The sequence below is a fragment of the Elstera cyanobacteriorum genome, from assembly GCF_002251735.1.
Lineage (GTDB): Bacteria > Pseudomonadota > Alphaproteobacteria > Elsterales > Elsteraceae > Elstera > Elstera cyanobacteriorum.
Genome location: NZ_NOXS01000032.1, coordinates 452,051 through 470,983, shown reverse-complemented (window position 1 = coordinate 470,983; position 18,933 = coordinate 452,051). Strand labels below are relative to the sequence as shown.

At 62.9% G+C, this 18,933-nt stretch carries 23 protein-coding genes and 1 riboswitch; of the genes, 19 read left to right on the top strand and 4 right to left on the bottom strand.

What is annotated here, in order from left to right; all coding sequences use genetic code 11:
* Positions 1-27 precede the first annotated feature (27 nt).
* A riboswitch (yybP-ykoY riboswitch) is annotated at positions 28-202 on the bottom strand.
* 110 nt (positions 203-312) lie between these two features.
* The 3 genes from CHR90_RS11475 to CHR90_RS11465 are packed head-to-tail and all read left to right on the top strand — an operon-like array spanning position 313 to position 2,824.
* Positions 313-714: a DUF952 domain-containing protein gene (locus tag CHR90_RS11475; protein ID WP_094409125.1), complete on the top strand. Its 402-nt coding sequence runs from the start codon at positions 313-315 to the stop codon at positions 712-714.
* On the top strand, positions 711-1,961 hold the full coding sequence (locus CHR90_RS11470; RefSeq protein ID WP_094409124.1) for an EAL domain-containing protein: 1,251 nt from the start codon (positions 711-713) through the stop codon (positions 1,959-1,961). Before CHR90_RS11475 ends, CHR90_RS11470 begins: the two co-directional genes overlap by 4 nt.
* A complete protein-coding gene (locus CHR90_RS11465) occupies positions 1,961-2,824 on the top strand; it encodes a TIGR01459 family HAD-type hydrolase (protein WP_094409123.1) in 864 nt (287 codons plus the stop codon). The genes CHR90_RS11470 and CHR90_RS11465 overlap by 1 nt, the downstream gene beginning before the upstream one ends.
* Here CHR90_RS11465 and CHR90_RS11460 read toward each other — a convergent pair.
* Both CHR90_RS11460 and CHR90_RS11455 read right to left on the bottom strand, forming a co-directional pair.
* Complete coding sequence (locus CHR90_RS11460) at positions 2,821-3,168, bottom strand: antibiotic biosynthesis monooxygenase family protein (RefSeq protein WP_094409122.1); 348 nt, start codon at positions 3,166-3,168, stop codon at positions 2,821-2,823. The genes CHR90_RS11465 and CHR90_RS11460 overlap by 4 nt on opposite strands.
* Complete coding sequence (locus CHR90_RS11455) at positions 3,165-3,506, bottom strand: NIPSNAP family protein (protein WP_094409121.1); 342 nt, start codon at positions 3,504-3,506, stop codon at positions 3,165-3,167. Before CHR90_RS11455 ends, CHR90_RS11460 begins: the two co-directional genes overlap by 4 nt.
* A 72-nt stretch (positions 3,507-3,578) precedes the next feature.
* Between CHR90_RS11455 and CHR90_RS11450 the strand changes: the two genes are divergently transcribed.
* The 5 genes from CHR90_RS11450 to CHR90_RS11430 all read left to right on the top strand — a co-directional run bounded on the left by CHR90_RS11450 (position 3,579) and on the right by CHR90_RS11430 (position 9,036).
* Positions 3,579-4,283 (top strand): ArsR/SmtB family transcription factor, encoded by a 705-nt coding sequence (locus CHR90_RS11450; protein ID WP_094409120.1) that lies wholly within the window; start codon positions 3,579-3,581, stop codon positions 4,281-4,283.
* A 97-nt stretch (positions 4,284-4,380) separates the two neighbouring features.
* The gene (locus CHR90_RS11445; RefSeq protein ID WP_229671437.1) at positions 4,381-5,910 is read left to right on the top strand and encodes an ABC transporter ATP-binding protein; all 1,530 of its coding nucleotides are present in this window, start codon (positions 4,381-4,383) and stop codon (positions 5,908-5,910) included.
* Positions 5,900-6,994: an ABC transporter permease gene (locus tag CHR90_RS11440; protein ID WP_094409119.1), complete on the top strand. Its 1,095-nt coding sequence runs from the start codon at positions 5,900-5,902 to the stop codon at positions 6,992-6,994. The genes CHR90_RS11445 and CHR90_RS11440 overlap by 11 nt, the downstream gene beginning before the upstream one ends.
* 9 nt (positions 6,995-7,003) lie before the next feature.
* A complete protein-coding gene (locus CHR90_RS11435; RefSeq protein ID WP_094409118.1) occupies positions 7,004-7,924 on the top strand; it encodes an ABC transporter permease in 921 nt (306 codons plus the stop codon).
* A 23-nt stretch (positions 7,925-7,947) separates the two neighbouring features.
* Positions 7,948-9,036 (top strand): BMP family ABC transporter substrate-binding protein, encoded by a 1,089-nt coding sequence (locus tag CHR90_RS11430; RefSeq protein WP_170941377.1) that lies wholly within the window; start codon positions 7,948-7,950, stop codon positions 9,034-9,036.
* A 112-nt stretch (positions 9,037-9,148) separates the two neighbouring features.
* Here CHR90_RS11430 and CHR90_RS11425 read toward each other — a convergent pair whose 3' ends face one another.
* Positions 9,149-10,123, bottom strand: a complete 975-nt coding sequence (locus CHR90_RS11425; protein ID WP_094409117.1) for a magnesium transporter CorA family protein — start codon at positions 10,121-10,123, stop codon at positions 9,149-9,151.
* A 151-nt stretch (positions 10,124-10,274) separates the two neighbouring features.
* Here CHR90_RS11425 and CHR90_RS11420 point away from each other — a divergent pair, with 151 nt between their 5' ends.
* Together CHR90_RS11420 and CHR90_RS11415 are read left to right on the top strand one after the other, a co-directional pair.
* A complete protein-coding gene (locus CHR90_RS11420; RefSeq protein ID WP_141210931.1) occupies positions 10,275-10,754 on the top strand; it encodes a hypothetical protein in 480 nt (159 codons plus the stop codon).
* Positions 10,754-10,939: a DUF6898 family protein gene (locus tag CHR90_RS11415; protein ID WP_094409115.1), complete on the top strand. Its 186-nt coding sequence runs from the start codon at positions 10,754-10,756 to the stop codon at positions 10,937-10,939. Before CHR90_RS11420 ends, CHR90_RS11415 begins: the two co-directional genes overlap by 1 nt.
* 118 nt (positions 10,940-11,057) lie before the next feature.
* On the opposite strand, the gene CHR90_RS11410 is transcribed toward CHR90_RS11415, so the two are convergent.
* The gene (locus tag CHR90_RS11410) at positions 11,058-11,519 is read right to left on the bottom strand and encodes a Ros/MucR family transcriptional regulator (RefSeq protein ID WP_094409114.1); all 462 of its coding nucleotides are present in this window, start codon (positions 11,517-11,519) and stop codon (positions 11,058-11,060) included.
* Positions 11,520-11,864: 345 nt separating this feature from the next.
* On the opposite strand from CHR90_RS11410, the gene CHR90_RS11405 reads away from it, so the two are divergent.
* The 9 genes from CHR90_RS11405 to thiL are packed head-to-tail and all read left to right on the top strand — an operon-like array spanning position 11,865 to position 18,903.
* On the top strand, positions 11,865-12,314 hold the full coding sequence (locus CHR90_RS11405; protein ID WP_094409113.1) for an RpiB/LacA/LacB family sugar-phosphate isomerase: 450 nt from the start codon (positions 11,865-11,867) through the stop codon (positions 12,312-12,314).
* A 53-nt stretch (positions 12,315-12,367) separates the two neighbouring features.
* Positions 12,368-13,648, top strand: coding sequence for a serine hydroxymethyltransferase (glyA, locus tag CHR90_RS11400; protein ID WP_094409112.1), 1,281 nt, complete (start codon positions 12,368-12,370; stop codon positions 13,646-13,648).
* A 15-nt stretch (positions 13,649-13,663) separates the two neighbouring features.
* Positions 13,664-14,125 (top strand): transcriptional regulator NrdR, encoded by a 462-nt coding sequence (nrdR, locus tag CHR90_RS11395; protein WP_094409111.1) that lies wholly within the window; start codon positions 13,664-13,666, stop codon positions 14,123-14,125.
* The gene (gene ribD / locus CHR90_RS11390) at positions 14,106-15,224 is read left to right on the top strand and encodes a bifunctional diaminohydroxyphosphoribosylaminopyrimidine deaminase/5-amino-6-(5-phosphoribosylamino)uracil reductase RibD (RefSeq protein WP_229671438.1); all 1,119 of its coding nucleotides are present in this window, start codon (positions 14,106-14,108) and stop codon (positions 15,222-15,224) included. Before nrdR ends, ribD begins: the two co-directional genes overlap by 20 nt.
* A gap of 10 nt (positions 15,225-15,234) precedes the next feature.
* Positions 15,235-15,858 (top strand): riboflavin synthase, encoded by a 624-nt coding sequence (locus CHR90_RS11385; RefSeq protein ID WP_094409110.1) that lies wholly within the window; start codon positions 15,235-15,237, stop codon positions 15,856-15,858.
* Positions 15,859-15,861: 3 nt separating this feature from the next.
* Complete coding sequence (ribB, locus tag CHR90_RS11380; RefSeq protein ID WP_094409109.1) at positions 15,862-16,974, top strand: 3,4-dihydroxy-2-butanone-4-phosphate synthase; 1,113 nt, start codon at positions 15,862-15,864, stop codon at positions 16,972-16,974.
* Positions 16,975-16,995: 21 nt separating this feature from the next.
* On the top strand, positions 16,996-17,451 hold the full coding sequence (gene ribH, locus CHR90_RS11375) for a 6,7-dimethyl-8-ribityllumazine synthase (protein ID WP_094409108.1): 456 nt from the start codon (positions 16,996-16,998) through the stop codon (positions 17,449-17,451).
* A gap of 6 nt (positions 17,452-17,457) precedes the next feature.
* Positions 17,458-17,910: a transcription antitermination factor NusB gene (gene nusB / locus CHR90_RS11370; RefSeq protein ID WP_094409107.1), complete on the top strand. Its 453-nt coding sequence runs from the start codon at positions 17,458-17,460 to the stop codon at positions 17,908-17,910.
* 6 nt (positions 17,911-17,916) lie between these two features.
* Positions 17,917-18,903 carry a thiamine-phosphate kinase gene (gene thiL / locus CHR90_RS11365; protein ID WP_094409106.1) on the top strand — a complete coding sequence of 329 codons (987 nt, stop codon included), beginning with the start codon at positions 17,917-17,919 and terminating at the stop codon, positions 18,901-18,903.
* The last annotated feature ends 30 nt before the right edge of the window (positions 18,904-18,933 follow it).

The following is an 18,933-nucleotide window of genomic DNA, read 5'->3' as shown; positions in this document are numbered from 1 at the left end:
CCCTTCCCAAATTCCGGGCGGGCAATTATCCGAGTGAGACGAGCACACAAGCGCTATGCCTCCCGGCCGCCCGGCTTATTGCTCCGGCGGGGGCACGCGCTTGGTCTCGCCAATCCGAACCCGGACCGGATGCGCCATAGGAGCAACCTCCTAAGCCTGTTGACGCATCCCCACGACATGCGTGGCGGCTACTCCCCAAGGGACAGGCTTTGTATAACGGTGATAGGTTTCGAAGACAAGCCTTTGCCATTGCGGCAAAAAGCCATCACTCCCGGCTTTTCGGAACGCTTTGCATGGCGTAAGGTGCGGCGCATGATCGTGGATTTCATCTATCACCTGGCGCGGGCCGCCGATTGGCAGGCCGCGCTACAGTCGGGCTGGTACGAGGGCGCGGCGGAAGACCGGCGCGACGGTTTCCTGCATTTTTCTACGGCCCAGCAGATCACGGCATCGGCTGATCGCCATCGGGCCGGGGAGGCCGGGTTGGTGCTGCTGGAAATCGCAATTGATCGGCTGCCACCGCCCGAGCATGGGGGCGGTACACTAAAGTGGGAAGCCTCGCCGTCGCGCGGGGCGCTGTTCCCGCATCTCTATGGCCGGTTGGCTGTCGCGGCGGTCACGCGGGTCGCTGATTTGCCGCTGGAAGCCGATCACGGTGTGCTGCGGCATGCCTTTCCGGCGTGGTATCCCTTTTGGACAAGGACGCGGGCATGAGTCCCAGCCAGTTTTTCGCTCCCATTGCCTATGGCGCGATTGCGGCGGCGGTCGCCATTGGGGCGCCGGAAGCCATTGATATCGTCGGCCTACCGTTCGAACGGGTCGCCGGGATCCTGTTGGGCCTCAACGTCTTCCTCTTCGGTCTGTGGCTTCAGGAAATGGTCGCCCGTCAGGGGGCGCTGAAGAAACTCGATCAGAAAATCCAGCGCGTGCAGGATGTTGTCATTCGTCAGCGCAGCGATATGCGCTCGATGGCCGAAACCGTGCGCGCCCATGCCGAAGCGGTGCCGGAAGGGGCGGCGGAGCTTGAAACCGTCGTCGCCGAAATGCGCATGCTGAAAACCCTGGTCGGGCAATTGTCGGCCAAGTCGGCTCAGGCGGCGAAAGCGCGCCCGGTGGCGGCGGCCCGCCCAGCCGCGCAGGCCCGGCCGCTGACGGCCCAGGACGATGAGTACGACGATCCTATCGACGACGCCTATGACGACGACCGCGAGTTGACCGACGAGGAGTTGATCCTCGATTCGGTGCGCGACGCCCTTAACGAAGACCGGGTGGGCCTGTCGCTGCAACCCATCGTGCAACTGCCGTCGCGGCGGCTGTCGATGTATCAGTGTATGGCGGCGATCCGCACGCCGGAAGGTACGGAAATTCCGCCGGAAACCTATCTGCCCATCGCCGAACAGGCGGGGTTGCTGGCGACGATCAACAATATGCTGCTGGTGCGCAGCGTACAGTTTGTTCGCCGCATGCGCCGCCAGCGCACGCAGGTCGCCTATGTTTGCGAAATCGTGGGCGAAACCCTGCGGGATCGCGATTTCTTCACCGATTTCACCGCCTTTATGCGCGAGAATACCGATCTGGCGGGTAGCCTGCATTTCCAGATTACCCAGCATGACGCCTATCGTATGGACGCGCGCACCGACCGGGAATTGGCCGATCTCGCCAAGCTCGGCTTCCGCTTCGTGCTGGATAAGGTGACGAACCTCGATCTCTTCATCTCCGACCTATCGCAAAAGGGCTTCCGGTACGTGAAGATCGACGCCCCGGTGCTGGTCGAAAAACTGTCGAAACAGCCCGATCCGCGCGTGCTGCGCCGTAATCTCGACCTCGGCGCGATTGATCTGATGGTGGACGGGATCGAGAAGGACGCGCAGCTCGTTTCTATCCTCGATTACGGCGTCGATTTTGGTCAGGGGGCGCTCTTCGGTCTGCCGCGCCCGGCAGAAAAGCGGGATGTTTATTGATGGTTCAGGTGATTCCGGCGCTGGCGCCGGTGGTGGATCGCTACGATGGGTTTATTATCGACCTTTGGGGCGTCTTGCACGATGGCCTATCGCCCTTCCCCTGGGCGCGCGGAACCCTGTTGGGGCTGAAAGCGGCGGGCAAGAAGGTCGGGCTGCTGTCCAACGCGCCGCGCCCCGCCGATGTGGTGGCGGTTAAGATGCGCGACCTCGGGTTTCAGGACAGCGATTGGGATTTCCTGATGACCTCCGGCCAAGATGCGTGGGAACATCTGTGCGCCCGCCCGGATGATTGGTATCAGGCGCTTGGGGCGCGCCATTATCTGATCGGTCTGGCGAAAGACGAAGGTTTGGTCGCGGGGCTGCCCGGCACGCGCGTTTTCGATGCAGCCGAGGCGGATTATCTGATCAATGCCGGGATCGACTTTGGTCAGACGCTCGACACTGTGCGCCCGCTGCTGGATGCGGCGCTGGCGCGCGGGTTGCCGATGGTCTGCGCTAACCCCGATCACTGGATCGTCTCCGGCGGGCGGGCGGAAGTCTGCGCTGGGCTGCTGGCGGATTATTACGAAAAGCAGGGCGGGGCGGTGCGCTATCACGGCAAACCGTTCCCCGGCGTCTATACCACCTGCCTCGGGAAGCTCGCCGGGATCGACCGTCGTCGCGTGCTGGCGATCGGCGACGGTTTGAAGACCGACATTAAGGGCGCCAATGCCGCTGGGATCGATTCGGTTCTGATCACCAGCGGCGTGCATGGCGAGGCCATCGGCCTTGAATCCGATGGCTGGTTCGATGCGGCGGCGTTACAGCGGCTGATGACGCAGGAGGGGGCAACCCCCACCTACGTGCTGCACCGCTTTTCCTAAGCCGGGTGCGCCGCGCGGCTATCGTCCGGCGCTTCCGTCCTCTCCCGCAGTCCATAGTCGCGCCGAACGGCGGCCACCCGTAGGCGATAGTCGGCGAAGGTGCCGCTACGCCCCAGGCTTTGCGCGGCGCGATGGGCGTCGCGGGTTCGCCAGTCCTGGACGGCGGCCTCGTCTCGCCAAAAGGAGAGGGAGAGCAGCTTTCCCGGCTCGCTCAGGCTCGCGAACCGTTCGATGCTGATAAACCCGTCGATTTCCGCAAGCTCTGCCCGCAGGCTGGCGGCGGTATCGAGGTAAGTGTCGGTCTGACTTTCGGCGGGCCAGACCTCGAAAAGTACGGCAATCATCGCGGCACCAAGGGGGCGTGAGGGGCGGAGGCGAGGCGCAGGAAAATCCGGTCCTCGCGGCGGATAAACTGTTCGCGCTTGGCGAAGGCATAATTTTCTTGGCCCAACGGATGGGCGCGCAACCGGGCACGATAGGCCTCATAGGCGGCCAGCGACGGCAAGGTGTAGACGCCATAGGCGGTGGTGGCCGATCCTTCGTGCGGGGCGAAATAGCCGATCAGATCGGCCCCGCAGTCTGGGATCGCCTGCCCCCAGACTTGAGCATAATGGGTATAGGCCTCGACCTTGAACGGGTCGATCTCGTAACGGATGAAGCAGGCGATTTTCGTGTCGGTCATTCGATCCTCCGGGGGGTGATGGGCTGATTTTAGCGGCTTGAGCGCCTCTCATGCTTCGGCTATAACCGAAGTATGAAAGAAGGCCCCAGCATCGCCCCGCTTGCCGCCCTGATCGGCGATCCCGCCCGCGCCAATATGCTGACGGCGCTAATGGATGGGCGCGCGCTGACGGTTTCCGAACTCGCCGGGGCGGCGGGGGTGGCGCTGCCGACCGCTAGCGAGCATCTTGGTAAGCTCGACGCTGCCGGGTTGCTGGCGGCGGAGAAGCAGGGGCGGCATCGCTATTTCCGCCTCTCCGGTCCCGACGTGGCGGAAGTGCTCGAAGGGCTGATGGGCCTCGCGCAGCGCACGGGCGCCACCCGCACCCGCACCGGGCCGAAAGACCCGGCCTTGCGCGAAGCGCGCGTCTGTTACGATCATCTGGCCGGAGAAAAGGGCGTGGCGCTGTTCGATGGTCTGCTGCGCCAGGGTTTCTTAGCGGGGGCGGCGGCACCGGACCTGACAGCGGCGGGCCATCGCTTCTTTGAAGGCCTGGGGTTCGATTTGGCCGTGCTGCGCAAAGGCCGCCGCCCGCTGTGCCGCCACTGCCTGGATTGGAGCGAGCGGCGCGGCCACCTTGGCGGCGCGCTGGGGGCGGCGTCGCTTGCCTTCATTGTTCGGCAGGGTTGGGCAACGCGGGAACCGGGGCGGGTGGTGCGGTTCAGCCGGGACGGCGGGGCCGCCTTTGCTGCGGCATTCCGTCTCGCTGCCGCCAACAATCAGGAAAACCCCGTATAGCCCCCGTTGATTCATCCCTGCGTCTCATGCCACGCTAAACCGTAACAATCGGGGCGGGCAGCGTTTTCGTCCCGGAACGGGCTTTGCGGGGGTGCGGGTGACGGACGGCGAAAGCAAGGGCGCGCCGCGCTTGGTGGTGCGCGGCGTCGTGAAGCATTTTCCCGGGGTGAAGGCGGTCGATGGCGTCGATCTCGCGCTGATGCCCGGCGAAATTCATGCGCTGCTGGGGGAAAACGGCGCAGGCAAAAGCACGCTGATGAAAACCCTCTATGGGCTGCTGCAGGCCGATAGCGGCGAAATCCTCTGGGAAGGGCAGCCAGTGGCTTTCTCCGACCCGGCGGCGGCGCGGGCGGCGGGCATCGGCATGGTGTTCCAGCATTTCGCCTTGTTTGAAACCCTGACCGTGGCGGAGAATATCGCCCTGGCCCTGCCAGAGGGGAAAACGACCGCCGCTTTATCCGATGAAATCTTAGAAATCTCAAAGCGCTACGGCCTCGCGCTGGACCCCGCCCGCACGGTGCATGCGCTGTCCAGCGGCGAGCGGCAGCGGGTGGAAATTATCCGGTGCCTGCTGCAAGACCCGCGCCTCCTGATCCTCGACGAACCCACGTCTGTACTGACCCCGCAGGAAGCCGATGTGCTGTTCGTCACCCTGCGGCGGCTGGCGGCAGAAGGGCGGACGATCCTCTATATCTCCCACAAGCTGCCGGAAATTCAGGCGCTGTGTGACCGGGCGACGATCCTGCGGGCCGGGAAAGTCGTGGATAGCTGCGATCCGCGCACAACCTCCCCCGCGCTGATGGCGGAAAAAATGGTTGGCAAGGTGGACCGCCCGACGCGCCGGGCCAGTGCCACTAAGACCAATGCGCCAGTGCGGTTTTCGGTGCGCGATCTGTCGCTGAAAGCCGATGACCCGCTTGGGATTGATCTTAAGGGCATTAGCCTCGACCTGCGCGCGGGGGAAATCGTCGGGATTGCCGGTCTTGCAGGCAGCGGCCAGTCGGAACTTCTGGCGGCGCTTGGCGGTGAGCGGTTGGTGGCGCCCGCTGTAATGCAGCTCGACGGCGCCCCCATTGGGGCCTTGCCGGTCGCGGCGCGGCGGGCGGCGGGCCTCTCCTATGTCCCGGAAGAACGCTTGGGCCGCTCGGCGGTGCCGGATCTCGATCTGACTGCCAACGCGATCCTCTCTGGCTGGCAGCGGCCGGATTTGGTGGCGAAAGGTTGGTTGAAGCGCGGCGCAATGCGGGCTTTTGCCGACAAGATCATTAAAGATTACAATGTCATGCCGCCGACAGCGGCCAGCCTTGCCCGGCGTCTGTCGGGCGGCAACCTGCAAAAATTCATCATGGGGCGGGAAATTCTCGCCGGGCCGAAGGTTCTGATCGTTGCGGCGCCGACCTGGGGCGTCGATGCCGGGGCGGCGGCAGCCATTCACCGGGCGCTGCTGACGCTGGCCGAGGCTGGGGCGGCGGTGCTGGTGATCAGCCAGGATCTTGATGAACTCTTCACTCTCTGCGACCGCATGGCGGTGCTGTTCCACGGTGGCCTCTCGCTTGCTTACCCCATCGAAGAACTGTCGCAAGAAAAGGTCGGGTTGATGATGGGGGGATTGGCGGATGCCGCCTAGCGCCGGGGTTTCGGTCGGAAAACGCGGCTTTGGCCTACGGCTGGAAGCCCGCACGGAAACGCCGCGCTGGCTGGTCTATACAACGCCACTGCTGGCCTTGGCCTTGACGGTCCTCAGCGGCGCTGGGCTGTTCGCGCTGCTTGGCGTCGATCCGTTGGAAGCGCTCTACGGTTTCTTCATCGAACCGATTGCCGATGTTTACGGCTGGACCGAGTTGGGGGTGAAGGCGGTACCGCTGGCGCTGATCGCCCTCGGTCTGTCGCTCGGGTTCCGCGCCAATGTCTGGAATATCGGGGCGGAAGGGCAGTTGACCATCGGCGCGATTTGCGCGGGCGGCGTGGCGCTGGCCTTTTGGGGCGATGGTGGCTGGTTTACCCTGCCGTTGATGGCGCTGGCCGGGCTTCTCGGCGGTATGGCCTATGCGGCAATCCCGGCGCTGCTGCGCACCCGCTTTAACGCCAATGAAATCCTGACCAGCCTGATGCTGACCTATGTGGCGCAGCTTTTCCTCGGCTATCTCGTCACCGGCCCCTGGCGCGACCCGGAGGGGTTCAACTTTCCGCAAAGCCGGAATTTCGACGCCGATGGGCTGATGCCGATCGTTTTGGAAGGCTATCGCCTGCACTGGGGCATTCTGGCGGTCGTTATTGCGGCGATTGCGGCGCAGGCGGTGCTAACCCGCTCCCTCCTCGGGTATCGGCTGACGGCGGCAGGCCTTGCCCCCGCTGCGGCGCGGTTTGCGGGGTTTTCGGCGCCTGGGATTATTTGGACCTGCCTGCTAATCGGCGGCGCCTGCGCTGGCCTTGCGGGGATGATGGAAGTGGCCGGGCCCATCGGGCAACTGATGCCCAGCGTCTCGCCGGGCTATGGCTTTACGGCGATCATTGTGGCCTTCCTGGGGCGGCTCAACCCGCTCGGCATTTGCGTAGCCGCGCTGCTGCTCGCGCTCTCCTACATTGGGGCGGAGGCGGCACAGGTAACGCTGAAACTCTCTGCCTCGGTCGGGACCGTGTTTCAAGGCCTCTTGCTGTTCTTTGTATTGGCCTGCGATGTGCTTCTGGCCTATCGCATTCGCCGGGGGTAAAGGCAGACTATGGATATCGCCGCTTCCATTCTCGTTGCCGTGATGATGGCGGCCACGCCGTTATTGTTGGCCGCCTTGGGCGAGATGATCACGGAAAAATCCGGCGTGCTCAACCTCGGCGTCGAAGGGATGATGCTGGTCGGGGCGGTCTGCGCGTTCGTGACTGCCCATTCAACAGGCAATGCCTATTTAGGCGTCATCGCCGGGGGCGTGGCGGGGATGCTGCTGGCGGCGTTTTTCGCGGTGCTGGTGCTGGGGCTGCTGACCAATCAGGTTGCGACGGGCCTAGCCTTGACGCTGTTCGGCCTTGGCCTGTCGGCCTTGATCGGTAAGAGCTTCGTTGGCCAGCCGATCCCGCGCCTGCCGCTACTGTCGATCCCCGGTATCAGCGATCTGCCGGTGATCGGCCCCCTGCTGTTCGGGCATGATATTCTCGTTTACGTCTCGCTGGCGGCGGTCTTTATCGTCCATCGCGTTATCGGGCGCACGCGGGTCGGCCTTACCCTGCGGTCGGTTGGCGAGTCGCCACAGGTCGCGCATGGCCTTGGCCTGTCGGTGCGCCGGGTGCAGGCGGCGGCCATTCTGATCGGCGGCGCCTTCTGCGGGCTCGGCGGCGCCTATTTATCGCTCGCCTATACGCCGATGTGGGCGGAGAATATGACGGCCGGGCGCGGCTGGATTGCGCTGGCGCTCGTCGTCTTCGGCACTTGGCGGCCCCTGCGCGTGCTGGCAGGGGCGTATCTCTTTGGCGCGATGACATTGGCGCAACTGCATCTTCAGGGGCTGGGCGTGCCGATCCCGTCGCAGTTTCTGACCATGCTGCCCTATCTGGCGACGATTTTGGTGCTGGTGCTGATGTCGCGCGATGCCACCCGGATTAAGCTCAACGCCCCGGCGGCGCTGGGCAAAAGCTTTCACCCCGACCGTTAACCCACGTGGAAGGAGTTTCTCCCGTGACGTCCCGAACTTTGAAAGCCCTGCTGCTGGGGGCGGTGACCGCCCTCGGCCTAACCTCGGGCGCGGCGCTGGCCGCCGATGCCAAGACCAAGGTTGCCTTCGTCTACGTCGGCCCGATTGGCGATCATGGCTGGAGCTACCGGCATAACGAAGGCCGTCTGGCCATCGAGAAAGCCTTCCCCGGCAAGGTGGAAACCACCTATGTCGAAAACGTGCCGGAAGGCGCGGATGCCGAGCGCGTGATCCAGCAGTTGGCCGCGAAGGGCAACCAGTTGATCTTCACCACCAGCTTCGGTTTCATGGAACCGACGCTGAAGGTTGCGGCGCGCAACCCGAAGGTCTTCTTCGAACATGCCACCGGCTTTAAGCGGTCGGCGAATGTATCGACTTATGCCGCCAAATTCCACGAAGGCCGCACGGTGCAGGGGCTGATCGCTGGGAAGATGACCAAGGGCGGCATCGTCGGCTATATCGCCTCGGTCCCCATTCCCGAAGTCGTGAGCGGCATCAATGCCTTTACCCTGGCGCTGAAGTCGGTGCGCCCCGATGCGCAAGTGAAGGTCATCTACGTCAATTCTTGGTACGATCCCGGCAAGGAAGCCGCCGCCGCTAAGGCGCTGATCGACCAGGGTGCTGATATCATCACCCAGCATACCGACAGCCCGGCCCCCATCCAGGTGGCGGAAGAGCGCGGTATCTATGCGTTCGGCCAAGCCTCCGACATGACGAAGTTCGGCCCGAAGGCGCATCTGACCGCCATTATCGATCATTGGGACGAATATTATATCGCCCGCACCAAGGCCGTGATGGATAAGACTTGGAAGTCCACGGATACCTGGCACGGCTTCGATAAGGGCATGGTCGCCCTCGCGCCCTATAACCCGGCAATTCCGAAGGATGTGGTGGAACTGGCCGAAACCGCTCGCAAGGACATTATCTCCGGCAAGCGGCACCCGTTTACCGGCCCGATCAGCGATAAGGACGGTAAGGAACGTGTCGCCACCGGTAAGACCGCGACCGACCAAGAAATCCTGTCGATGGATTGGTACGTGGCGGGCGTTTCTGGCGATCTGCCGAAGAAATAAGCCTGGGTCTAGGTTTGGGTTCGGAAAGGCGGCGGGGCAACCTGCCGCCTTCTTGTTTGCCGGAGTTTTCCTGCGCCCCTCTCAAGGGGGCGACGGTCCTAACGGAATGTCGCTAAATCCAGCCCTTGCGCTTAAAATAATAATACGGCCCGAGCGCCGACAGCAGCATCAGGAAGAGGGCCAGCGGATAGCCAAAATCCCATTTCAATTCCGGCTGAAGCTCGAAATTCATCCCGTAGATGCTGGCAATCAGCGTCGGCGGCAGGAAGGCGACCGAGGCGACGGTGAAAATTTTGATGATGGCATTCTGTTCGATATTGATCAGGCCCAGCGTCGCATCGAGCAGGAAATTGACTTTTTGCGACAGGAAGGCCGCGTGATCGTGCAGTGATTTAATGTCGCGCGTTAGCATTTTGAGCGAATTTCGCGCGTCCTTGCGCAGCCAACTGCCGCCGATATTGCCCGCAAAGGCAATGGCGCGGTTCAGCGTCATCAGGCTTTCGGAAATCCCCGAGACCATTTGCCCGGAGCGGCCAATCTTCGACAAGGCTTCTTCCAGCGCGACGCCGGTGCGCCCGCGCGTGTCCTTATGGTCAAACACGCGCTGGCCGGTGCGTTCAAGATCGGCCGAAATCCGTTCCAGCACGTCGGCCACCCGGTCCACCAGGGTTTCCAGCAGGCCGGTCCAGACCACGTCGGCGCCGCTCCACTGGCCGGGGTTGCGCTGGACGCGGTTGGAAAATTGAATGAAGGGGAGTGGGTCGGCGTAGCGTACTGTTACCAAGGCCTTTGGGGTCAGCACGAAGGTAACGGCATTGGTTTCCGGGCGACCGCTATCGAACTTCGACATGATCGAAACGGTCATGAAGAGCGCGCCGTCTTCTTCGTAAAGGCGGCTGGAAACCTCGATTTCCTGCATTTCTTCGCGGCTTGGCAGCTCGATACCCAGGCTGCGCTGGACCGCGTGAATCTCCGCCGTTGTCGGCTCCAGCAGATCGTACCAAAGCGCCTGCGGCAGCGTGGACGGCAATTCGCCGAGCGGAAGCCGCTGCGTCGCCGCATCGGCGGGGAGAAACAGGGTCAGCATGATGCACCTCGCGGGGCAGCGGAACGGTCGATAAGCGCTGCAAAAAGAAGCGGCAGGGTGTGCGCGCAAAGTGCCTTCCCCGCGCCGTAATCGCAATTGAATAATGGCGCAAAAGGCGGGATTCTGCCCGCCGAGGAAAAGGAGCAACAGTATGGTTATGCGGATGTGGGCGAGGGGAACGGCAATGGGGGCGATGGCCCTGGTCTCGGTCGCGGCGGGCGGTGCTTCGGCCCAATCCTCCGGCACGCTGATGACCGACCCGCGCGAGATTGCCGCCTGCCTATGCCTCAATCAATCGGTGCAGCGGGTAGAAGGAACGGTCACCGCAGCCCGGGCGCTGTATGAGGCGCTGAAGAAATCCGTCGCCGATCAGGATGCTGCCCTGAACGCTAAGCGCCCGACGGTCGATACCAACGATCCGTCGGCAGTGGAAGCCTTCCGCCTGCAGATGGAAAAGCGCGACGACGATCAGAACCGCGTGGAGCAGGACGCCTATCCCGCCCTGCAAAGCAAGATCGCCGCCTATAACGCCAAGGTCGCCGACTATGGCCAGCGCTGCGGTGGGCGCTATATGGACGAACCCGTGCTGAAAAGCGTGCAGAAGAACCTGGTCTGCACGCTGGAACCGTAATGAGCGCCGGGCGCGAACCGTTTCTGGTCGAGATCATCCGCCAAGGGGCCTATGCCAAGGCCACGGCGGTTGATCCCCAGACCGGGACCGAAGCCTCGATTGTCGGCCCGGCGGCGGCGCCCGACGGTTACCTGATGCGGCAGGCGTCGCAAAAGCTGCAACGCCTGCTGGCGCGCCGCGGATAAGCCGGTTCATCGGGTTAAGGGTTAATTAATAACTGAATATTTATTGGTAAAGAAAAAAGCGCGGTCTCGTTTGAAACCGCGCTGGTATTGTTCGCAGGTCAGGGGCGGACCGGGTGGATCAGACAGCCACCTTCTTACGCCGTCCCCGGGTAACATCGGCAAGTCCTGTGCGACCCAGGCCGATCTGCTTAGCAAATTGCGACCGCTGTTCGGCGTAATTCGGCGCGACCATCGGATAGTCGGCCGGCAAACCCCATTTGGCCCGATATTCATCGGGGGTCATATTATAAGAGGTGCGCAAATGCCGTTTCAGCATTTTTAACTTCTTACCGTCTTCCAGGCATACGATATAGTCTGGAAAGACCGACCGTTTGATCGGAACGGCGGGTTTTTGCGGTTCGGCGGTTTCCACCGGCTTATCGACCGCGATATCTTTTAACGTTGCGAAAACCGTGTGAATCAGATCAGTGATCTGCCCTGGGGCAACATCATTCCGGCCGACATAAGCCGCAACAACCTGAGTGGTAAGGTCCAGCAGGGTGCTTTGCGGCAATGCAATGGTATTCGTTTCTTCGCTCATCGCAGAGATTTCGCCATCAGTTACAATTCATAAGCTGAGTTTATTATATGGTGCAGCTAATCGTCTTTCTACAAAAATCCTGTCAGGTTTCATGAAAATATCGTAATTGTCGCAGGTCAGTAAATTTGATGACATTGACTGTCATCTAAGTCTGCCGGTACGGTTCGGATTGACGGGATGGCACCCTTGCACGGGCCGGGGGTGCGCGGCGTTTGACCTTGTTTCACCATATGTTATGGTCGCGCCGCTTCTGAAGTGTCGCCCCGGCAATGCTTGCAGACGGCCGGTCGCGGTGCTCGCTTCACTGTGATCGCTTTCAGGCTTTCACCGATGGATTGATGCCCGATGACCGTTCAGCCCGCGCTTCCCACCCTTGCGTTTGCCAGTGATCATGCCGGGGTCGAGCTTCGGGCACATCTGCGGGCGCAGGCGGAAGCCTGGGGCTATGCGACGGTCGATTTGGGACCGGACGCCGGGCAGTCGGTCGATTACCCCGATTATGCAGGTAAGCTGGCAGAAGCGCTGAACAGTGGTCCGGCGACCTTGGGCGTGTTGATTTGCGGCAGCGGCATCGGTATTTCGATTGCGGCGAACCGCCATGCGCACATCCGCGCCGCACTTGTGTCGGAAGCGCTGTCGGCCCGGCTGGCGCGCGAGCATAATAATGCCAATGTGATCGTTTTCGGTGCGCGCTTGATCGGTCCCGATCTGGCCGCCGATGCGCTGAAACAGTTTCTGACGACCCCCTTCGACGGCGGCGAACGCCACGCCCGCCGCGTCGCCAAACTGGGCTGACGGGCCGTCTTTCCCTGACTGTGACGTTTTTAGCTGGTGTATGAGGTGCCGCGATGAGCTTAGCGACTGGATTCTTTACCCGTTCCCTGGCCGAGGCCGACCCCGCCGTCAATCAATCGGTTCAGCAGGAACTGCACCGTCAGAAAGATCAGATCGAACTGATCGCGTCGGAAAACATCGTCTCCCGCGCTGTGCTGGAAGCGCAAGGTTCGGTGCTGACCAATAAATATGCCGAAGGCTACCCGGGCCGCCGCTATTATGGTGGCTGCGAGTTCGTCGATGTCGCCGAGCAGATCGCCATCGAACGCGCTTGCCAATTGTTCGGCGCCACCTATGCAAATGTGCAGCCCCACTCGGGCGCCCAGGCCAATCAGGCGGTATTCTTTGCGCTGATGCAGCCGGGCGATACGTTCCTGGGTATGGACCTCGCCTGCGGTGGGCATCTCACCCACGGCGCCCCGGCCAACCAGTCGGGCAAATGGTTCAAGCCGGTCGGCTATAAGGTGCGCCAGCAGGACCAGCGCATCGATTACGATGAAATGGAAGAACTGGCCGTCACCCATAAGCCGAAAATCATCATCGGCGGTGGGTCGGCCTATCCCCGCGTCATCGATTTCGCCCGCATGCGCGCGATTGCCGATAAGGTCGGCGCGTATCTGATGGTCGATATGGCCCATTTCGCCGGTCTTGTGGCGGGTGGTGCCTATCCAAACCCGGTGCCGCACGCCCATGTGGTGACGACGACAACCCATAAGACCCTGCGCGGCCCGCGTGGCGGGATGATCCTCTCGACCGATGCCGATCTTGGCAAGAAGATCAACTCGGCGGTTTTCCCCGGTCTCCAGGGCGGCCCGCTGATGCATGTGATCGCCGCTAAAGCCGTGGCGTTCGGCGAAGCCCTGCAGCCGGAGTTCAAGCTCTATGCCCAGCAGGTGATCGACAATGCCCGGGCGCTGTCGGAAGTGCTGCTGTCGCGCGGCGTCAACATCGTTTCCGGCGGCACGGACTCGCATCTGCTGCTGGTCGATCTGCGCCCAAAGGGCCTGACCGGCAAGGTGGTGGAACATCACCTGGAAGCGGCCGGCATCACCTGCAACAAGAACGGCATTCCGTTCGACCCGGAAAAGCCGATGATCACGTCGGGCGTGCGTCTCGGTACCCCGGCAGGGACGACGCGCGGTTTTGGTGTCGCGGAATTCCAGCAAGTCGGCCAATTGATCGGCGATGTGCTGGATGGTCTGGTTGCCAATGGGCCGGACGGCAATGCGGGCGTCGAAGCCCAGGTGCGGGCGCAGGTGGAAGCCCTCTGCCATCGTTTCCCGGTCTACCCGTAAGGAACCCCGAGCGGAATGCGCTGCCCCTTTTGCGGAAACGACGATACGCAGGTCAAAGACTCGCGCCCGACCGACGATAATAGCGCCATCCGGCGCCGACGGTTTTGCGCGGCCTGCGGATCGCGCTTCACCACCTTCGAGCGCGTGCAACTGCGCGAGTTGACGGTGGTGAAGAAAAGCGGCAAGCGCGTTCCCTTCGACCGCGATAAGCTCGCCCGTTCCATCGAAGTCGCATGCCGGAAGCGACCGGTAGCGGGCGAGCGGGTCGAACAGATGGTCAATGGCATCCAGCGCCGTCTGGAAAGTCAGGGCGAGGCGGAAATCACTTCCGATATGATCGGCGAACAGGTGATGGAAGCCCTTTACAATCTCGATCCGGTTGCTTACGTGCGCTTTGCCTCGGTGTATAAAAACTTCCACGAGGTCAAAGATTTCGAAGAACTGGTCGATAAGCTGAATGTCGATAACCGCGACTGATCCCGCCCAAGATACCCGCTTCATGACCCTGGCGCTGCGCCTGGCGCGGCGGGGGTGGGGGCGGGTGTGGCCGTCGGTATCGGTCGGCTGCTTGTTGGTGAAAGACGGCGCCATCATCGCCCAAGGCTGGACCCAGCCGGGCGGGCGCCCCCATGCCGAAATCCATGCCTTGGAACAGGCGGGGGAGGCGGCGCACGGCGCAACCGCTTATGTGACGCTGGAACCTTGCGCCCATCACGGCAGGGCCGGGCCGTGCTGCGAGGCGCTGGTCGCTGCTGGGATCGCCCGGGCCGTCATCGCCATCGAAGATCCCGATCCGCGCACGGCGGGGCAGGGCATTGCCCGGATGCGCGCGGGCGGGGTCGCCGTCGAGGTTGGCTTGCTGGCCGATGAGGCGCGGGAGGTGGCGGCGGGCTTCCTGCTGCGCCTCGCGCTCGGGCGCCCGCTCGTCACAGCGAAGATCGCTGCCTCGCTCGATGGCCGCATCGCGACCCACACCGGTGCCTCGCGCTGGATCACCGGCCCACAGGCCCGCGCCTTTGGGCATCGGCTGCGGGCGGAGAATGATGCGATTGCCGTGGGCGGACAAACGGCGCTGCTCGATGATCCTACCCTCGATTGCCGCTTGCCAGGGCTGACCGACCGCTCTCCCGTGCGGGTGGTGTTCGACGGGCGCTTGGCCTTACCGCTGACAGCGCAGATGGTGCGGACGGCCCGTCAGCAACCGACCTGGATTCTCGCGCGGGAGGATGCGGATAAAGCCCGCCAGCGGGCGTTCAAGGACGCTGGCGTAACCGTGGTGCCCGTGCCGGTCGCGGGCGAGCGGATGGACCTTGCCGCCGCGCTGACCTGCCTCGGCGATCACGGGATAACCCGGCTGCTGGTTGAAGGCGGCGGGCGGCTGATTGCCGCTTTGTTGACCGAAGATTTAATCGATACCCTGCATTGGTTCCGCGCGCCGATGCTGATCGGCGGCGACGGAACCCCGGCGGTTGCCGCCTATGGCATCGATACGCCCGACACCGCCCGCCGTTTCCGCCGGGTGGACAGTGTGTTTCTGGGTGATGATTTGCTGGAAACCTTCACCGTCGAGCGATAGGGTTTGCCCCATGTTTACCGGCATCATCACCGATATCGGCACGGTTCGCAGCGTCTCGCGCCAAGCGGGCGGCGATACGCGCCTTGAGATTGCAACCCCACGCCCCTTTACCAATGTGGCCATGGGGGCGTCGATCGCGCTCTCTGGTGCCTGCATGACCGTGATCGACCAGGGCGATCAATGGTTCCTGTTCGAAGTTTCGGACGAGTCTTTGTCTAAAACGACCCTCGGTGGCTGGGTGGCCGGACGGAAGATCAACCTTGAACGCGCGCTGAAGGCGGGCGACGAGTTGGGCGGCCATTACGTTTCTGGCCATGTCGATGGCGTCGGCCGTCTCACCGGGCGGCAGGAGGTGGCGGGTAGCCTGCGCCTAACCTTCGCCCTGCCGAAACCCTTCCACCGGCTCGTTGCGCCGAAAGGCTCAATCACCCTCGATGGCGTTTCGCTGACGGTCAACGAGGTTGGGGCCACACCCGGATCGACCCTCGGGGAAACCGAATTCACGGTAAATATCATCCCGCACACGGCGACCCATACGACGCTGGGGGCGTTGGCGGTCGGTGATGGGGTGAATTTTGAAATCGACATGCTGGCGCGCTACATGGCCCGGCTGATGGAAACGGCGGGAGCCTGATTGATGCGTAAGGTCCATGATCTCGAAATCCTCTCCTCCATCGACGAACTGATCGAAGACGCGCGGCAAGGCCGCATGTTCATTCTCGTCGATGACGAAGACCGCGAAAACGAGGGTGATCTCGTCATCCCCGCCGATGCGGCAACGCCGGACGCGATCAACTTTATGGCCAAATACGGGCGTGGGTTGATTTGCCTCGCGATGAACCGTAAGCGGGTGGAAGAACTCGGCTTGCCGCTGATGGCTCAGCAGAACGGCACCCGGCACCAAACGGCCTTCACCGTTTCCATCGAAGCGCGCGAGGGCGTTTCGACCGGGATTTCTGCCGCCGACAGGGCGCAGACGGTGGCAGTTGCCATTGATCCGACCAAGGGGCGCGAGGATATCGTCACCCCCGGTCACGTCTTCCCCCTGGTCGCGCGCGACGGCGGCGTGCTGGTGCGCGTTGGGCATACGGAAGCGGCGGTGGATATCGCGCGCCTTGCGGGCCGGACCCCGGCGGGCGTGATCTGCGAAATCATGAATGACGACGGCACGATGGCCCGCCTGCCGGACCTCGTGAAATTCGCCCAAACCCACGGGCTGAAGGTTGGCACCATCGCCGACCTCATCGAATGGCGGCGGCGGCGGGAAAAGCTGGTGCAGCCGATCACCGAAACCCTGTTCGATTCGGTCCACGGTGGTCAGTTCCGCTTGGTCGTCTACCGCAATACGGTGGCCTATGCCGAACATATCGCCTTGGTGAAGGGCGATCTAACCCAGGGTGGGCCGGTGCCGGTGCGCATGCACGCCCTGTCGATCTTAGAAGACGTGTTGGGCGATACGCGCTCCACCCATTCCGGCGATTTGCAGGCGGCGATGCGGGCGATTGGCGAGATCGGGCGCGGCGTGATCGTGCTGATCCGCGAACCCAGCCCGACCAGCCTGTCGGACCGGTTGCGTGCCGACCGGGGTAAGAGCGGCACGGCCTTGCGGGATTATGGCGTCGGGGCGCAAATCCTGCTCGATCTTGGCGTGCGGGACATGGAACTGCTGACGAATTCGCCGAAAACTATCGTCGGGCTTGACGGCTACGGTCTAACGATCGTAGGTCATCGCCCCTTGACCTCAGCCTAACGAAAGCCGGAACGCGCCGCTATGAGCCAGCCCCATATTCTGATTGTCGAAGCTCGGTTCTACGAGGATATCGCCGATGAACTGGCGGCGGGCGCGATTGCGGCGCTGACGGCGGCGGGGGCGACCTTCGACCGGATCGCAGTGCCGGGGGCCTTCGAAATTCCGGCGGCGGTGGAATTCGCCCTGCGCGCGGGCAAGGCGGGGACGCTGACGAAGCCCTACGACGGGTTCCTGGGCCTCGGCTGCGTCATTCGCGGCGAAACCACCCATTATGATTATGTCTGTACCGAAAGCGCGCGCGGGATGCAGGATATCGCCCTGCGTCACGGCGCTGCGGTCGGTTTCGGCGTGCTGACCGTCGAAAACGACGATCAAGCCTGGGCGCGCGCCCGCCGCGACCGCAAGGACAAGGGCGGCGAGGTGGCGAAAGCCGTGCTGCGCATGGTCGAATTGCGCCGTCAATTTCGGGTGGCGTAAGGCATCATGAGCGACAAGAAACCGAAGGCCGACCATATTACGCCGCGCCAGCAGGCGCGTATCGCCGCCGTGCAGGCGCTGTTCCAGCAAGATTTCAATAAGGTCGCGGTGCCGCGCCTGCTGCTGGATTTCCGCGCCAGCTTCCTTGAGGAAAACACCGACGAGACGCTGTTCGCCAATCTCGTCGATGCGGCGGCGGAACGGGTGGCCGAAACCGATACCATCATTTCTGCCAACCTATCGGAAGGTTGGACGATCGAGCGGATCGATCCGGTGCTGCGCTCTATCCTGCGCGTCGGCATCACCGAATTAATGGTCATGCTGGACGTTCCGGCGCGCGTCGTGATCACCGAATATGTCGATGTCGCCCATGCTTTCTTCGGCGGGAAGGAGCCGGGGATGGTCAATGGGATGCTGGACAAGGTGGCCCGGTCGATCCGCGAGAGCGAGTTTTCGTAGACAGCGATGACGGCGGGCGGAGAATTCGAGCGGATCGCCCGCTATTTTGCCCCCTTGGCGGCGGGGTTTACCGGCGCTTTGGGGCTGACTGATGACGCCGCTTTGCTCGATCCCGGTCCTGGGCGGGAGTTGGTGGTTTCGACCGATGCCCAGGTCGCCGATGTGCATTTCTTCGGCGGGGCCGATCCTGCGCTGATCGCCGCTAAGATTCTCCGTAGCTCGGTTTCCGACCTAGCGGCGATGGGGGCCGAGCCGCTGGCCTACACGCTGGCGACCTTCTGGACCGATGCTGTCGATAGCGCCTGGCTTGCGCGGTTTTCCTCCGGCCTTGCCCGGGAACAGGCGGCCCTTGGGATCAATCTTGCCGGGGGCGATACGGTTAGAACGGCGGGGCCGCTCAGCTTTTCCGTCACCGTTTTTGGCAGCGTGCCGAAAGGTCAGGCAATCCGCCGGGCAGGGGCGCAGGTTGGTGATCTGGTGGCGGTCACCGGAACCATTGGCGACGCTTGGTTGGGCTATCGGCTGCTGAGCGATCCCGCCCTAATTAACGCCTGGGGTCTCTCGGAGTGGGACGCCGCCGACCTCACCGAACGCTACTGGCGCCCCTCGCCGCGCTGCGACACTTTGGCCCGATTGCGGGGCGAGGCGTCGGCGGCGGTCGATATTTCCGATGGGCTGATCGCCGACCTCGGCCATATTGCCCAAACCTCTGGGGTTGAGATTGTGTTAGACGCTGCGGCGATTCCGCTCTCGTCGGCGGCGCGGCGGCCTGTGGCCGGGTTTTCGCTGGCCGATCTCGTCACCGGCGGCGATGATTATGAAATCGCCCTAACGATTTCGCCGCAAAAAGCTGCTATGCTGGATGAAGCCGCGCGGGCAAGTGGTGTGCCAATCACGATTGTGGGGCGTTGCACGGCGGGGGCTGGGGTTCGGATGCGCGATCGGGCAGGCAACAGCTTGCCGATTGGGCAGGCCGGGTTTCGGCATTTTTAAAGCGGGGCAGAAGGCCTCGACGGGCGAAAG

What these genes read in the sequence shown, in the direction of transcription:
- CHR90_RS11460 (WP_094409122.1), bottom strand. Translation starts at nt 3,168, where the DNA reads ATGATTGCCGTACTTTTCGAGGTCTGGCCCGCCGAAAGTCAGACCGAC.
- CHR90_RS11425 (WP_094409117.1), bottom strand. Translation starts at nt 10,123, where the DNA reads ATGCTGACCCTGTTTCTCCCCGCCGATGCGGCGACGCAGCGGCTTCCG.
- CHR90_RS11470 (WP_094409124.1), top strand. Translation starts at nt 711, where the DNA reads ATGAGTCCCAGCCAGTTTTTCGCTCCCATTGCCTATGGCGCGATTGCG.
- CHR90_RS11440 (WP_094409119.1), top strand. Translation starts at nt 5,900, where the DNA reads ATGCCGCCTAGCGCCGGGGTTTCGGTCGGAAAACGCGGCTTTGGCCTA.
- CHR90_RS11465 (WP_094409123.1), top strand. Translation starts at nt 1,961, where the DNA reads ATGGTTCAGGTGATTCCGGCGCTGGCGCCGGTGGTGGATCGCTACGAT.
- CHR90_RS11450 (WP_094409120.1), top strand. Translation starts at nt 3,579, where the DNA reads ATGAAAGAAGGCCCCAGCATCGCCCCGCTTGCCGCCCTGATCGGCGAT.
- CHR90_RS11435 (WP_094409118.1), top strand. Translation starts at nt 7,004, where the DNA reads ATGGATATCGCCGCTTCCATTCTCGTTGCCGTGATGATGGCGGCCACG.
- nrdR (WP_094409111.1), top strand. Translation starts at nt 13,664, where the DNA reads ATGCGCTGCCCCTTTTGCGGAAACGACGATACGCAGGTCAAAGACTCG.
- CHR90_RS11410 (WP_094409114.1), bottom strand. Translation starts at nt 11,519, where the DNA reads ATGAGCGAAGAAACGAATACCATTGCATTGCCGCAAAGCACCCTGCTG.
- nusB (WP_094409107.1), top strand. Translation starts at nt 17,458, where the DNA reads ATGAGCGACAAGAAACCGAAGGCCGACCATATTACGCCGCGCCAGCAG.
- CHR90_RS11455 (WP_094409121.1), bottom strand. Translation starts at nt 3,506, where the DNA reads ATGACCGACACGAAAATCGCCTGCTTCATCCGTTACGAGATCGACCCG.
- CHR90_RS11415 (WP_094409115.1), top strand. Translation starts at nt 10,754, where the DNA reads ATGAGCGCCGGGCGCGAACCGTTTCTGGTCGAGATCATCCGCCAAGGG.
- CHR90_RS11475 (WP_094409125.1), top strand. Translation starts at nt 313, where the DNA reads ATGATCGTGGATTTCATCTATCACCTGGCGCGGGCCGCCGATTGGCAG.
- CHR90_RS11405 (WP_094409113.1), top strand. Translation starts at nt 11,865, where the DNA reads ATGACCGTTCAGCCCGCGCTTCCCACCCTTGCGTTTGCCAGTGATCAT.
- ribB (WP_094409109.1), top strand. Translation starts at nt 15,862, where the DNA reads ATGCGTAAGGTCCATGATCTCGAAATCCTCTCCTCCATCGACGAACTG.
- thiL (WP_094409106.1), top strand. Translation starts at nt 17,917, where the DNA reads ATGACGGCGGGCGGAGAATTCGAGCGGATCGCCCGCTATTTTGCCCCC.
- ribH (WP_094409108.1), top strand. Translation starts at nt 16,996, where the DNA reads ATGAGCCAGCCCCATATTCTGATTGTCGAAGCTCGGTTCTACGAGGAT.
- CHR90_RS11385 (WP_094409110.1), top strand. Translation starts at nt 15,235, where the DNA reads ATGTTTACCGGCATCATCACCGATATCGGCACGGTTCGCAGCGTCTCG.
- glyA (WP_094409112.1), top strand. Translation starts at nt 12,368, where the DNA reads ATGAGCTTAGCGACTGGATTCTTTACCCGTTCCCTGGCCGAGGCCGAC.
- ribD (WP_229671438.1), top strand. Translation starts at nt 14,106, where the DNA reads ATGTCGATAACCGCGACTGATCCCGCCCAAGATACCCGCTTCATGACC.
- CHR90_RS11420 (WP_141210931.1), top strand. Translation starts at nt 10,275, where the DNA reads ATGGTTATGCGGATGTGGGCGAGGGGAACGGCAATGGGGGCGATGGCC.